The following is a 14,082-nucleotide window of genomic DNA, read 5'->3' as shown; positions in this document are numbered from 1 at the left end:
CCCTAGAAGCGCGCCCGCACGCCCACGAAGGCGCCGCGACCGGCGACCCCGTAGTTGCGCGTCGTCTCATAGTGTTCGTCGCCGACGTTCTCGACGCGGCCATAGACCTCCAGCGTCGCGTTGATCGGATAGGAGGCGCGCAGATCGACCAGGGTGTAAGGCTCCAGCCGGGTGCTGTTCGACGCATTGTCGAAGCTTTCGCCCGCATACTGCACCGCCACCGTGGTCGACAGGCGGAACGGCCAGACATAGGTCGCCGACAAATTGGCGGCCTCCTCCGGGCGGCGCGCCAGCCGCCGGCCGAAGTTGGCGCCCGGCGTCTCGTTGGTCGCGTCCGTATAGGTGTAGTTGGCCTGAACCTCGACCGGCCCCAGCGACGCCGCCGCCGCCAGTTCGACGCCCTTGGCCTGGGTCTTGGCGGTGTTGTCGTAATAGCCGAACCGGCGCACGCTGTTGACGAAGCACAGCGGCTGGGCCGCCGGCGTCGCCGAGGCGGCGCAGGACACATAGTCGATCTGGTTGGTCGTATCCCGGTCGAAATAGGTCGCCGAAACGATCAGACGGCCATCGAACAGATGCTGTTCGACGCCGGCGTCCCAGGCGTCCGCCTCTTCCGCCGCCAGACCGGTGTTCCCGTATTCGCTGTAGAGCTGATACAGGCTGGGGGCCTTGAAGCCCTGGCCGAAGCTGGCGCGCAGCACGGTCGCGCCCTGGTTCAGCGACCAGGCGACGGCCGCCTGGCCCAGGGTCTTGCCGCCGAACGTATCGTGCTCGTCGCGACGCACGCCGCCGGTCAGGGTCAGGCCGTCGATCACCTCGCCCTGAATTTGCAGATAGGCGCCGTCGATGCCGACCGAGGCCCGCGCCGGCGTGGGATCGGGCGCGAAGGCCGAGGGCGAGGCCGAACGGAATTCGCTGTCCTCGTGCTCGGCGCCGAAGGTGGCGACCCAGCCCTGGCGGATGTCGAACACGCCCTGGTATTCATAGCGCTCGTTCTTCCCCTGGGCGTCGAAGGTCAGGGTCGTGACCGCCTGGTCCGGGTTGAAGTTCTGGCGGTCGGTCCGGGTGTAGGCGTAGCCGATCCGGTTCGACAGGCGGTTGTCCAGCAGGCCAAAGTTCAGGCCCGCATAGGCGACCAGATCCTTGGTCTCGGCGTATTCGCGCGTGTCGCCGAACGCATAGGTCGGCGCCGGAAAGCCGTCGATATCCACCCGGCCGTCCGAATAGACCGAACGCAGGTCCAGCGACAGGTCCTGGGCCAGCTTCAGATTCAGGCTGCCGCTGAGGCCGGTGTTCTCATAGCCGTCGTCCTCGGTCCCGCGCGCGAAGGTCGAGAAGCCGTCGGTGGCGAAGTGCGACGCCGCCAGGCGCCAGACCGCGCGTTCGCCCGCCCCGCCGACGCCGCCGCGCAGATATCGCGTGCCGCGCTCTCCGGCCTCGGCGTCCAGCGAGGCTTCCAGCGGACGCCTGGGCCGGGCCGTCTGGATGTTGACCACGCCGCCGATGGCCTGGCTGCCCCACAGGGTCGACTGGGCCCCGCGCAGCACCTCGATCCGGGCGATGTCGCCGACCAGAAGGTTGCCGGCGTTGTAGCCGCCGCCGGTCGAGGACGGGTCGTTCAGCTTGACGCCGTCGATGACGACCACCGTCTGGTCGGTCTCGGCGCCGCGAATGCGCAGCGAGGTCGCGGCGCCCACGCCGCCGTTGCGCGACAGGGTGACGCCCGGCGTGCGGACCAGCAGGTCGGCGACCGCGACCGCCTGGCTGTCCTGGATGTCGGCGGTGGTCAGCACCGTGACCGACTGGCCGACGCGATCGGCGGCTTGCGCCGAACGGTTGGCGGTGACGACCACGTCGCCCAGCAGGTCCGGATCGGTCTGATCCGTCGCCGCCGCGGCGATCTCGGGCGTTTCGGCAAGCGCGCCGTTGGCGCTCAGCAACAGCGCGGCCGCGGCGGCGCTCAGATGAAGTTCGGGTCTCATGCGGGTCCTATCCCTTGCTCGACAACGAGCCGGCCGCACGACGCCGCGACGGGACATGGACGCGCCCCGTCACGACCGCGCGCGAGCGCGGCCCAACAGACGTCGTCATTCGGGATATTCCCCGTTCCGCCCGGCACACCACGTCCGCGCGAAGGACGACCGCGACGGGCAGGTCTCCTGGCTCGCGGGTCTACGCCGGTGCGCACCGCCTTCCCAGATCCTCCGGCTTTCGCCTTGTGGGCCCAGTGGCTAATGGTGCGCGGGCTCGCCGCTTACAGTTGCGTGGGCAGCCCAGGTTTCACACCTGAGTTCCCTTTTCATCCCCATCGCTGGGGAACCTGTCGCGCTGCGGGCCATAAGCCATCGCGACGCTTCAGGCAACGGAGTGATTGGAATGGCGACGCTGGTTCTGGGCGGGGCGCGATCCGGCAAGACGACCTACGCCCTGGCGCGGGCCGAGGCCCTGGCGGCCCAAACGGGCGGACGGAGGGTCATGATCGCCACGGCCGAGGCCTTCGACGACGAGATGCGCGCGCGGATCAGCCGTCACCAGGCCGAGCGCAGCTCCGCCTGGGCCACGCGCGAGGCGCCGCACGACCTGATCGCGGCGATCGCCGCCCTGGCGCCCGACCAGGTGGCGGTGGTCGATTGCCTGACCCTCTGGCTCAGCAATCTGATGGCCGGCGGAAAGGACGTCGACCAGGAGACCGACCGGCTGTGCGCCGCCGTCGCCGCCTGCCCCGCCCCGCTTTTCCTGGTGTCCAACGAGGTCGGCTGGGGCGTCGTGCCCGACAACGCCCTGGCCCGCGCCTTCCGCGACCACGCCGGCCGCCTCCACCAACGCCTTGCCGCCCATGCCGACGAAGCCGTCCTCATCGTCGCTGGCCTGCCGCTCGCGCTGAAACCCGGCCCGCGCTGACGACGCGTCCGGCGGACAGGAAACTTAAACCTTCAGGGAAAGTGTCGGACATCACATAAGGCTGGACTGCGGGATTAAGCCAATCAATCACTTAGGCGCGCCGACGTCAGATGAGCTGGACCTGAACGGTCACGGAAGGCTGGACTAACCGACGACTTCGCCACATATCATTGGACTCCGCGAGGCTATCGGATTTCCTTTCGCCAGTTCCGGTCGAAGACGGGAGCGTCGATGATGTCCTCGAGCCTTTCAGGCGACTTCCAGATCCAGCCCTCTTCGCCGAATACCCCCGGCAGCGGCCGCAGGCCCAGATGGCGCTCGTAGTATCGGATCATGGCGCGACGCCTCCTCTCGAAAGCAGACCTTTCCGGTGCGTCGTCCGGCAGCTTGCCTTCGTATTCAAGCGGATAGGCTTTCGCGATGATGATCGCGGTTTGTCGTCTCACTCGCCGAAAAAGCTCACGGACGACAGGAATCCAAACTCCAGATGTCCGTTGTCCAGGCTCCACCCAGAGACGGTTCAATTCCAGAACCGAACCGTAGCACGCGACATCGAACGGGAAATCGGGCCATGCGGATAGCAGGACTTCTGAAAGCTCGTGAGTCTCACGGCTGTAGGCATCCATCGCCTCCCAGAACCAACCGATAGAGATTTGCGGGATATCGTATTCGACGATCTTCACGCCCCCGATCACTTCACCGTCTCGTTCGATGGAGGCGGACGTGAACCTGTGGCGAAGGCGAGAGACATCCTCGTCTTCCTCCGAAAAATCATCAAGGATATGCCACCTGCTACGGCCAAATCGGGCCTGATAGCCTGGCGCGGGATCAGGCAACTTCTGAGATAACCGGACTTCTGGCTCTCCAGGACCGAACAAGCTTACTGAACCCGGCAGGCGTCTTATTCTCATTTGAGAGGTCAAAGGGCGCCCGTGGGTTCAAGTGCGCGATGCGGGAGCAGGGTAATCCAGCGCCCCATCAATACGCGCGATGGCTGCGGCTCTCGCTTCCGCCTTGGTTCTCGCATCGCCGCGTCCCAGGGGCGTGACTTGATCGGAGCTGAAAGCCATCCAGGTAAAAGCCGGGACGTCTGGGGCGAATATCGTAGTAGCGATCACGATGGGTTGGCATCAAAAACGCCTACCATCAGATCGGAACAATACAAGAACAAAATTCGGCACGATCAATCCTCCCATGTCGGGGTCAGGTCGCGCGGCAGGCCCCGTGCGAACCGTCGCGCGCGATCGCGGCCGCCAGTTCGGACCTGCGGAATTGGTCGGCGGAGGGGCTGCGTCCCTTCAGGCGAATGAGAGGCTGGATACTGCGGCGGAAGCAAAATTCGTCAAAGCCAGCCAGCGACAGGTTCACCAACCTTGCCGCCTCTCTCCTCGAGATGAGATCGTCCAGCACATCCTTCAATTGCGAGACGGCGGTGCGATCGAAGCAGTGCGACTGAGCTCGGCGCGAGCTGGCGTCCGTAAGGCCGAGCCTGACCGCTATGGTGCGTAACGAACTGTGGGAGATGTGGAGTTCAGCCGCGAGTTCATGGAGGCCCTTGAGCCCGGCTTTCCGTCTGAGCTCCGCGCCGCCTTTACGCGAGAAGATGCCTTTCGCCGCAGCCAGTTCTGCCAGCAGGTCTTTTAGGCGCGAAGATACCGGATTCGGTTCAAGCGTGTTTATGGCTTCCCTGATCCAGCCCCAGTAGGTGTAGAAGGTGAAGTTCATTCGACCTGGAACGGGCTTCACCGTAGAGCCAGAAGCGTAACCTTCCAGGCACTTGGCTTCGGCGCCACGCGCCAGGATATCGAAGCCGGTGGCCACGGCTTCGCGGAACGATCCGGAATGCTTCTTCTGCCGCTGCGGGGCGGACCGCGACCATCCTCGAAGATGAGCGTACTGCTGATCGACGCGTGCCTGCTCGGCCGCGATGATGGCGATGTGCCGTTGGCAGGCGGACATGATGCTTGCCTGCATACCGTCGTATTTTGCCCGCGCCGCTTGGCGGAGTTTCTGCAACTCCCGACGGGAGGCCTCCTTCCGCTCCTTGCCGGCTGTGATGATTTCGACCTCGTTCATCGCTTTGATCCTTTCGTTGGCAGCCTCCGTGGCTTGATGATTGAGAAATATTCGGAATGGAAAAGATTGTCAATGGTCATTCCGAATTTTTCTGCTAAAAGCATTTCATGGCTACAGCAGGTGAAATGATCAGCGTCGTCGCAGGCGCGATCGCGCGGCCCCAGGCGACCGTGACGTCCTACTATGGCGTGCTACGAAAGGGCGGCCTGATATCCACCACCGGGCGTGGGAGAAGCGCTCAGCACCTTTCCTCGCTGGATGTCGCCCGCATCCTTATCGTGATGCTGTCGGCGGACTCATTGCAGGAAGGCGAAGCCGTCACCCGCCTTGTCGGACAGCTAAGACACGATCGAAGCGACGAAGAGTTCAACTCTATCTGCGATCTTAAGTTTGAGGGTGCGCTTGCCAGGCTCATCGATTTCAAGACTGCTCGCCTTCATGGCAGGCCCACGAATGATGAAGGACACCTTGGCGATCTGAACTCCGACGACATTCAGGTGCGCGTCACCGCCACCCACATGACCGCCGAGATCATCGTTGCGGGCGAGACGACGCAATTCGTCGATTTGAGCGGCGCCAATCCTCCTGTCACCTATCCAGACGATTGGGAGGAGGTGTCGATAGAAGACCGCCTCATCCTAAGGGCGATGATGGAGGGCATGTCGGTCACGCGTGAGATCGATCAGGTGGTGATCTCCAGAGTCGTTGCGGCGATGCCTTAGCGAGGAATGTCAGGGCATCTTCGTGCGAGGGCAATCTGCGGCGAGTGACTGTTTCGCTGTGGCTCCGGGCCGTCGATCTGACGATCCCGCGCCGCCAACCCGGTTAAGCCGCATAGATCGTAGTCTGCGCCGTTCCAGCCCGTCGTCCTCCAAGCGTTGAGAGCGAACAGGATGGCCTATGCGATGTCTGGGCGTCCGAGCGGATGGCCCGCGCGCTATCATCAGACCATCACCCTAACGTCGTGATCCGTCGCTATTCGGCGCAGCAGGCCATTTGAATCGCGCGCTTTCGATGTCATCACAGGATTCCTCGGAAGCGACCCCGTCGCAGCGGCCGCTGACCGAACAGGTCGGCCTCGAACGCGCGCGCTGGTTCGACCGGAACATCCTGCCGCACGAGGCGGATCTGCGCGCCTGGCTGCGTCGGCGGCGTCTTGAATCCAGCGATATCGAGGACGTTATCCAGGAAACCTACGCTCTCCTGGCGTCGCGAGCGCGGCTGGACGATCTGATCCATCCCAAGGCCTATATGTTCAGGGTGGCCCATTCGCGCGCCGAGCACAGACCAACTGTCTCTGTCCGTGGCGGCGGGTCCGTTCGGTTCCTTCCCTTTGCAAGGTGGCGTCACCTACAGCAGAAACGAAGCCGTCGATGGTGTCGGTGCCCTGCCGGAGCCGACGCCCGAGATTGAGGCCGCCTTTCCAGAGCGGTTCCAACGCGATTCCGACGGCCGCCTCGTCAGCATCGACCAGCGCCCCATCAACCATGCGTCCACACTTGCCGAAACCCTCAACGCGAACCTCGGCGCCACCTTGCAATTCGGGCAAGGCGACAGGAGCCAGAGATCGACTCTTCGACTGCGCTTGAACCATAGCTGGAATCTCAGCAACGCCTCGACCATTCATAGCGGCCTGCCGTCGATGGACCGTCTGGCGGGCGACGGCGGCGGTATGTCGCGACGCAGGGCGGGCCTAGCGGTGGACCTGAGCCGCGGTGCCTGGGGCGTGAATGCGGCGGCGAACTGGCGGGATGGCTACCGCACCAGCCGAACGATCGGGCAGGATGGCCCAGATGACCTGCGCTTGGACGCGTTCAGCACCGTCGATCTGAAATTCAGCTATCAGTTCGCAGGACCGTCTCCAGAGGGGGGAGGTCGGGCGCGGCGGGGAACGGCCCTCCAACTCGAGTTCGCCATCGCCAATCTCTTCGATACGCGACCCAGCGCCCGCCTCGGCGATGGCCGGCCCGCGCCCGGCTATGGCCGCGACGACCAGGATCCGGTGGGACGCACCATCCTCCTCAGCCTGAAGCGGCGTTTCTAACCTCAGGGAGGGTTCACCATTCGTCATTTCATCGAGAGCCCATGTCGGCGCCATGGTGGCGTCTACCGGTGGACATCTCGCGTCCTGGGCTTGTCTCGACAAGCTGGACGATTGCGGTTGTCGCAATCCCGACTTCTGACTGGGGCTCATGACCAGCCTGCCCCATTCGACGACACGCTGGCTGGCGATCCACGCCTTGCCGAATGAGCCGGCCCTGCGCAGATGGCTTGGCTCGCGTTCGGTCGCGGGGCTCGATATCGACGACATCATCCAGGACACCTACGCCGCCCTAGCGCGGCGGGATGACCTGGACCAGATTCGCAACCCGCGCGCCTATATGTTTCGGGTCGCCTATACGTTGATCCTCAACGAAGTTCGTCGGGCCAAGGTGGTGTCGATAGACGCCTATGGCGATCTGGCGCGCCTGGAGATCGCCGGTGACGCGCCCTCGCCCGAACAGGCGACCGTCGATCGCGATGAACTGCGAAATCTGGCCCGTTTCATCGACGAACTGCCGCCACAACCGCGCCGTGTTTTCACCCTGCGACGTGTGCGGGGCCTGTCGCAGCGCGAAGTGGCACGGGAGATGGGATTGTCGGAAAATACCGTCGAGAAATACATGACCCAGGCTTTACGTCGGCTCTCTGATCATTTCGGACGTGACGGAAAGGGGTCGTCTCGCGCATCTAACGAACATGGAGAAGGAACGAATCGGCTTGGCGACGGAAAGGGAGAGCAGTCTGGCGATTGAGGCGGAGGCCGCCCAGTGGGTGGCGCGCTCCGATCGCGGGCCGTTATCGGCCCCTGACCAGGCTCGTCTCGATGAATGGTTGGCGGGGGATTCGCGGCGCCTGGGCGCCTATGCCCGCCTTAGCGCCCTGTTCTGGCGCACGGAACGGGGCGAGGTGCTGGCCTATGACGACACCGCCGCTGCTGGCCGCCGGACCTGGGCGGTTCGACTGGTGGAAAAGACAAGATCCGGGATGGATCGACGCCGGTTGTTGATGGGGGGCGGCATGGCCGCCGCCGCTACGGCGACCGTGGGCGGACTGGCCTTGTGGGGCGGCTCGGGCGGCACAGCCTATGCGACCACCCTGGGAGAGGTCCGGCGCATCCCCTTGGGCGAGCGTGTGACTGCCACCCTCAATACCGACACCGCCTTGCGGTCGAAACGCGCCGGCCAGATCGAACTGATGAAGGGCGAGGCCCTCTTCGAGGTCGGCGCAGAGGACGCGCTTCCCTTCCGCCTGAACATCCGGGATGTCGATGTTCAGACTGGCGGCGCCGTCTTCGCCGTGCGTCGCTTCGCGGATGGCGGTCTTGGCCTGTGGGTGCGCCAGGGGATGCTGCGTCTGGATCATCGGAAGAAGAAGTTCGCGCCGACCCGGGTCAGCGAAGGGTTTTCGGTCCGCCTGGCCGGAGCGTTGGATGCGTCCCTTGAAGTCAGCCCGATCACCCCTGAGGCCATGGGCCGCATACTGGCCTGGCGCGAGGGTGAACTGGCCTTCGCCGACGACACACTGGCCTTCGCCGCCGCCGAATTCGCTCGCTATGGCGGCCCCCCCATAGTCATCGCGGACCCGCAACTCGGCCGCAGCGCCATCAGCGGATGGTTTCCCGCGCGCGATCCGGCGGCTTTCGCCACGGCGGCGGCGACGGTGTTCGACGCTACGGTGAGGATCGAGTCCGACCGTATCGTTCTGGACTCCAGATAGGTTCGCTCGAAGCTGTCGCGGCGGCGTCTCGTGAAGTTTGTGCGACAGCCCCCCGGGAAAATGCGGCGCTGTGCATCTGCCTCCTTGAGGGGAGGGCGCAGAGCGATCCCCGGCATTTAACGGGGAGCTATCGTGTCCAAAAATTCCTATCGCCGCTTTCTGGCGACAAGCGCGGCCGTCATCGCATTGGCTGGCGCCGGCCATGCGGCGGCCCAGCAACGCAACTTCAATCTGCCGGCTCAGTCTGCGGTGAACGCCATTCCCGAGTTCGGTCGCCAGTCGGGCGTGGCCATCATCGCCCCTGCTGAAGCGCTGCGCGGCGTGAACACCCCGGCGTTGCACGGCGAACATGACGTCCGCAGCGGTCTGCGCCGTCTCATCGCCGGGTCGAATCTGGAGGTCGCCAGCGACACCGGGTCCATGATCACCCTGCGCGTGGCTCGACAGGCCCCGGCACGCCCGCGCGCCAATGCAGCCTCGGTTCAGGATGCACCGGTGACGCCGCGCCGTCGCCCGACCGCACCGCCTCCTCAGGCGGCTCCCGTCGGTCCGCAGGTTTCCACGGTCGAGGACATCGTCGTCACCGCGCGTCGGCGCGAAGAGCGGATCATCGACGTGCCCATCGCGGTTTCGGCCTTCAGCGAGGAGCGGCTGGAGACCCTGCGCATCGATGGGGGTTCGGAGCTTCTGCGCGCCATTCCGAACGTCAACTTCTCTAAGGACAATTTTACCGGCTACAATTTCTCCATCCGCGGCATCGGGGTGAAGGCCCTATCGGTCACCGCCGATCCGGGCGTGGCGGTGTCGTTCAACAACACCGCCCTGCTTCGGAACAGGTTGTTCGAGCAGGAATATTTCGATGTTTCACGGCTGGAGGTGCTGCGCGGGCCGCAGGGCACCCTCTATGGCCGCAACGCCACGGCGGGCGTGGTCAACATGCTGCCCAACCTGCCGGAACTGGGTGAGTTCGACGGCGAGATGCAGTTGGAGGTGGGCAACCACGACACCCGCCGTGGGCGGGGTTTCGTCAACATCCCGATCGGCGACACCCTGGCGGTGCGCGTCGCTGGCGCCTTCACCCAGCGGGACGGCTTCGACTACAACACCGTCACCGAGCAGAATGTTAATGGTCGCGACCTGTGGGCGACGCGGCTGGGCGTGTTGTGGGAGCCGAACGCACGGTTCCGCGCCAACCTTCTGTGGGAGCATTTCTCGGAGGACGATAATCGTGCGCGCACGGGCAAGCAACTGTGCACGCGCGGCGAGGCGCCGACCAGTTTCGAATGGACAGACGCCTCGGGCGCCACAAAAACCGCGTCGAATCTTCCTTACTGGACCCGCACTAGCATAACGCCAGGCTGTCAGCCTGGCAGCCTCTACTCTGATGATGCTTTCGGCGCGCCTAACGGAACGGGCTTCCCGATTGTCACAGGCTTGATCCTGGCCACTCCCTACAGGGACGGATCGTCACTGCCTGGCATTCCCTGCCGGACGGCGCCTGCTGGGACGCAATGCTATGGCAACTACACGGGACCCCGCGGCGCCTGGGGCGGTTATCTGTTCCAGACTGAAATTGATCCCTTCTCACCGAACTCGGGCCGCCAATCCTCGACGGATCTGCGCGAGATCGAAACCTTCTACGACCCGACGTTCCAAGCGGAGAACGACGTCTTCCAATTGAATATGGAGTTGGATCTGACGCCGAATCTGACGCTGCACTCCCAGACGCTCCATATGGAGGACCGTTATTACGGGTCTCAGGACTACTTCCGCCTGAACCCCGTGGGCGGCCTCATCGCCTGCGCTGACATCCGGCAAGTGGATGTCGCGTTCGAGGGCTATCTGGGAGGTTGTTCTGCTGACCGACCGACCGATCGTAACGAGATGGCCTATTGGGGCGGCGGCAGCTTTATCGATCCGCAACTGGGGGAACTGGATCGCCTGGTGGCGGTGGACCTGAGCCGGTCCGAGAGCCGTCAGTTTTCCCAGGAGTTCCGTCTGCAATCCGCCTTTGATGGGCCGATCAATTTCAATCTTGGCGCCAACTATCTGAAATTTGAGACGAACGAAGACTACTATATCTTCTCCAACGCCTTCACCATCGCGGCCCTCGGACAGAACAGCGCAGAAGGTCTTAAGGGCGATTGCACGCCGGCTACGCCGGCCGCCAATCCTGACCCTAACGCTTGCACCTACATTGACCCCAATCCGATCGACCAAATCGACGGCGAGGGCCACAACTACTATCGCAACATCAATATCGCCGAGACGGAATCTTGGGCGGTGTTCGGCGAGGGTTATTTCATCCTAGGTCCCGATCTGCGCCTGACGACGGGCCTGCGCTACACCGATGACAAGAAGACCATCACTCCGGTGCCGACTCAGCTGCTGAACTCGTCTGGTGCATTCAGCGGCGCCGATCTGGGCCGGGGTCATCCGGCCCTGCCGGATGTGACCTATCACTGGCGCGAATGGACCGGCCGCCTGGCCATCGACTGGAAGCCCGATCTGTCCTTCACCGACGACACCCTGGTCTATGCCTCCTATTCGCGCGGCTACAAGGGCGGTGGCGGCAACCCCAGCGGCCCGGCCAACGGGTTCGACACCAACTATGTCCAATTGGATCCCGCCTTCGACGCGGAATTCGTCGACGCCTTCGAGATGGGGGTCAAGAACAGCCTGATGGACGGCCGTCTGATGCTGTCTGGCTCGGCCTTCTTCTACGACTATCAGGACTATCAGGTCGCCCAGGTTATCGACCGCACCCTGCACAACGAGAATTTCGACGCCCGCATCTGGGGTGTGGAGTTCGAGACCGCCTGGGCGCCCACCCGCAACTTCCGCATCGACGCCACGCTGGGCCTGCTGCGCACCGAGATCGCCGATGGCGAAACCTCCATCGACGTGATGAACCGCACACAAGGAAATGAAGACTGGCTGGTGCTGCGGCCCTGGCCCACCAATCCCAACACCTGCATCGTTCCGAAGAGCATCTACGGTAAAAACAGTAACGCGAACACAGCCTTCATCAAGGTGCTTTGTCCAGGTCCCAATATCCTAGGGCTGACGCCGGACAGGTTCGGATACGACTGGAACAACGCCCCTAACCAGGGCCGGGGCTTCGACGCCGACCTGTCGGGCAACGAACTGCCCAACGCGCCGAAGATGACGTTCAACGTCGGCGCCCAGTACCGGTTCGAACTGCCGCAGGGCTGGGATGTCACCGTGCGCGGCGACTACTATCGTCAGTCCGACAGTTGGATGCGGGTCTACAACCTCGCGCCTTACGATCGGCTGGAAGGCTGGGGCAACGCTAATCTGTCCATGACCGTCGCCAACCCCGACGGGACCCTGACGGCCCAGCTCTATGTGAAGAACCTGTTCGACGACGCCCCCATCACCGACGGCTTCACCGGGCCGGACGAGATCGGCAACACGACCAACGTCTTCACGCTGGACCCGCGCATCATCGGTCTGTCGGTGCGCAAGAGCTTCTGACCTCCCCGAGCCTGGGATGGCGCGGCCTGAGTTCGAGGACTCCGGGTCGCGCCGTCCCGTTCTTTCCTCTGACGGAGACCTTCCATGATCCGATCTTCCATTGTGTTCGCGGCCATGGCCGTCGTGCTTCCAGTGGCCGCCTGCGCCTCGGCCCAGGAAGCTCCGGCGGCGGCCGATTCTCGGTCGGCGGCTTCCGCTCCGGTTGCGGCCCATACGCTGGACACGCCGATCGAGCGGCTGGTCGCCGATCCGGCGGCCAAGACCGTGCTGGACCGAGAGCTTCCGGGCCTGACCACCCACGCCCGCTATGACCAGTTCAAGGGCATGAGCCTGAAGGCCCTCAAGCCCTTCTCCGGCGGCCTGATCACCGACGAACGCCTGGCCGCCGTCGAGGCGGGCCTGCGCGCCCTGGCTTCAGAACGTTGACCTGATCCTCCCGCCCCCATAGGCCCATGTTCCGTCGTCTCACGACGCTCGCCGCCCTGCTTGGCGCGGCGAGCCTGAGCGCCTGCGCGACAGGCGCCGACATGACCCCCGTCAACGCCCCGCGCGCGGCGGCGGCCGTGACCGCTGTCCCCGCCGGGGTTCCGGTTCCGGCGGACCGGGGGCTGGAGGGCGAGGTGGTCGCGCTGGCCTTCTCGGGCGGCGGGGCGCGGGCGGCGGCGTTTTCCTATGGCGTGCTGCTGGAGCTGAGGGACCGGCGCCGCCCCGACGGGGTGCGCTGGATCGACCGGCTGGCCTTCGTCACCAGCGTGTCGGGCGGGTCGCTGACCGCCGCCTGGTTCGGCCTGCACGGTCCCGACGGCCTGGACGGCTTCAGGCCCGCCCTCCTGGACAAGGACTGGCACGGCGACATCCATTCCAGCCTGGCCTGGCCGACCAACTGGGCCCGCCTGGCCCAGGGCGGCGTCAACGGGCGCGACCGCATCGCCGACTGGCTGGACCGCGAAGTCTATCACGGCGCACGGCTCAGCGACCTCACCGGGCCGCCCGTGCTGCTGAACGCGGTCGAACTGATGACCGGAACGCCCTTCGTCTTCGCCGAGCCATGGATGGACGCCCTGTGCAGCGACCTGGGCGAGGTGCGGGTCGCCGACGCCGTCGCCGCCTCGGCCGCCTATCCGTTCGGCATGCGGCCCGTGGTGCTGGGCGCCCATGGCGAGACCTGCGACCGGCCCCTGCCGGACTGGGTGAATGAAGCCGCCGCAGAGCGCAACGGGCCGGTGGTGGTGCGCGACACCGCCCGCGCCTTCCAGATGTTCCGCGACCCCGAGCGCCTGGCCTATGTCCACCTGCTGGACGGCGGGATCGTCGACAACTACGGCCTGTCGGGGATCGCGGTGATCCAGCGCGCCTCGGGCCTGCCGTACGGTCCGCTGATGGGACCGGGTGATGCGGTCGGCATCCGCCGCCTGCGGGTGATCGTGGTCAACGCCGAACGCGGCGCCGAGCGACCCTGGGGCCAGGCGCCGGACGGACCCGACGGCGTCCAGGTGCTGGGCACCGTCGCCGACCACTTCGTCGACGGGATCAAGCGCAACGCCTATGACGCCCTGTTGGGCCATCTGGAGCGGTGGGAGCGCGACACCATCGCCTGGCGCTGCGCGCTCACGCCCGAAGACGCCGCCGCCCTGGGCGCCTCCGAAGGCTGGGACTGCGCCGACCTCGACTACACGCTGGAGGTCATCGCCTTCGCCGACCTCTCGCCCGAACGCGCCCAGCCCCTCCTCGCCATCCCCACTCGCCTCAGCCTCCCCGCCCAACAGGTCGACCTCGCCATTCAGGCCGGGAGAGACCTCGTCGCAGGCAGGCTCAGGTGAGGGCGCGGGCGGGTCTGCGCCGTCGCTT

Annotated in this window: 13 protein-coding genes and 1 riboswitch; of the genes, 9 read left to right on the top strand and 4 right to left on the bottom strand. The window is 65.0% G+C overall.

Annotated features, from left to right (window positions below; all coding sequences use genetic code 11):
* Positions 1-2: 2 nt before the first annotated feature.
* Positions 3-1,982 carry a TonB-dependent siderophore receptor gene (locus DI624_RS06645; RefSeq protein ID WP_291536875.1) on the bottom strand — a complete coding sequence of 660 codons (1,980 nt, stop codon included), beginning with the start codon at positions 1,980-1,982 and terminating at the stop codon, positions 3-5.
* A gap of 149 nt (positions 1,983-2,131) precedes the next feature.
* Positions 2,132-2,339, bottom strand: a riboswitch (cobalamin riboswitch).
* A gap of 37 nt (positions 2,340-2,376) precedes the next feature.
* Here DI624_RS06645 and cobU point away from each other — a divergent pair.
* Positions 2,377-2,901, top strand: coding sequence for a bifunctional adenosylcobinamide kinase/adenosylcobinamide-phosphate guanylyltransferase (gene cobU, locus DI624_RS06640; protein WP_291536873.1), 525 nt, complete (start codon positions 2,377-2,379; stop codon positions 2,899-2,901).
* Positions 2,902-3,086: 185 nt separating this feature from the next.
* Here cobU and DI624_RS06635 read toward each other — a convergent pair whose 3' ends face one another.
* Complete coding sequence (locus tag DI624_RS06635; protein WP_291536872.1) at positions 3,087-3,584, bottom strand: hypothetical protein; 498 nt, start codon at positions 3,582-3,584, stop codon at positions 3,087-3,089.
* 520 nt (positions 3,585-4,104) lie between these two features.
* Entirely contained in the window at positions 4,105-4,977 is an 873-nt protein-coding gene (locus DI624_RS06630) for a hypothetical protein (RefSeq protein WP_291536871.1), read from the bottom strand.
* 125 nt (positions 4,978-5,102) lie between these two features.
* Here DI624_RS06630 and DI624_RS06625 point away from each other — a divergent pair, with 125 nt between their 5' ends.
* Positions 5,103-5,699, top strand: a complete 597-nt coding sequence (locus DI624_RS06625; RefSeq protein ID WP_291536869.1) for a hypothetical protein — start codon at positions 5,103-5,105, stop codon at positions 5,697-5,699.
* Positions 5,700-5,997: 298 nt separating this feature from the next.
* Here the strand turns inward: DI624_RS06625 and DI624_RS06620 are convergent, their stop codons facing one another.
* Positions 5,998-6,216 (bottom strand): hypothetical protein, encoded by a 219-nt coding sequence (locus DI624_RS06620; protein WP_291536937.1) that lies wholly within the window; start codon positions 6,214-6,216, stop codon positions 5,998-6,000.
* Between DI624_RS06620 and DI624_RS06615 the strand changes: the two genes are divergently transcribed.
* From DI624_RS06615 to DI624_RS06585, 7 genes are all read left to right on the top strand, one after another.
* Positions 6,118-6,390, top strand: coding sequence for a hypothetical protein (locus DI624_RS06615; RefSeq protein ID WP_291536928.1), 273 nt, complete (start codon positions 6,118-6,120; stop codon positions 6,388-6,390). The genes DI624_RS06620 and DI624_RS06615 overlap by 99 nt on opposite strands.
* Positions 6,281-7,021 (top strand): hypothetical protein, encoded by a 741-nt coding sequence (locus tag DI624_RS06610; RefSeq protein ID WP_291536935.1) that lies wholly within the window; start codon positions 6,281-6,283, stop codon positions 7,019-7,021. The genes DI624_RS06615 and DI624_RS06610 overlap by 110 nt, the downstream gene beginning before the upstream one ends.
* 148 nt (positions 7,022-7,169) lie before the next feature.
* Positions 7,170-7,772, top strand: coding sequence for a sigma-70 family RNA polymerase sigma factor (locus tag DI624_RS06605; RefSeq protein ID WP_291536868.1), 603 nt, complete (start codon positions 7,170-7,172; stop codon positions 7,770-7,772).
* Entirely contained in the window at positions 7,717-8,736 is a 1,020-nt protein-coding gene (locus tag DI624_RS06600; protein WP_291536866.1) for a FecR domain-containing protein, read from the top strand. Before DI624_RS06605 ends, DI624_RS06600 begins: the two co-directional genes overlap by 56 nt.
* Before the next feature lie 132 nt (positions 8,737-8,868).
* The gene (locus DI624_RS06595) at positions 8,869-12,234 is read left to right on the top strand and encodes a TonB-dependent receptor (RefSeq protein ID WP_291536865.1); all 3,366 of its coding nucleotides are present in this window, start codon (positions 8,869-8,871) and stop codon (positions 12,232-12,234) included.
* Between the two features lie 84 nt (positions 12,235-12,318).
* On the top strand, positions 12,319-12,660 hold the full coding sequence (locus DI624_RS06590) for a hypothetical protein (RefSeq protein ID WP_291536863.1): 342 nt from the start codon (positions 12,319-12,321) through the stop codon (positions 12,658-12,660).
* 26 nt (positions 12,661-12,686) lie between these two features.
* Entirely contained in the window at positions 12,687-14,054 is a 1,368-nt protein-coding gene (locus tag DI624_RS06585) for a patatin-like phospholipase family protein (protein WP_291536861.1), read from the top strand.
* The last annotated feature ends 28 nt before the right edge of the window (positions 14,055-14,082 follow it).

Source organism: Brevundimonas sp., from assembly GCF_003248455.1.
Classification (GTDB): domain Bacteria; phylum Pseudomonadota; class Alphaproteobacteria; order Caulobacterales; family Caulobacteraceae; genus Brevundimonas.
Note: the sequence above shows the minus strand (reverse complement) of the source record. Positions and strands in the feature narration are given on the sequence as shown.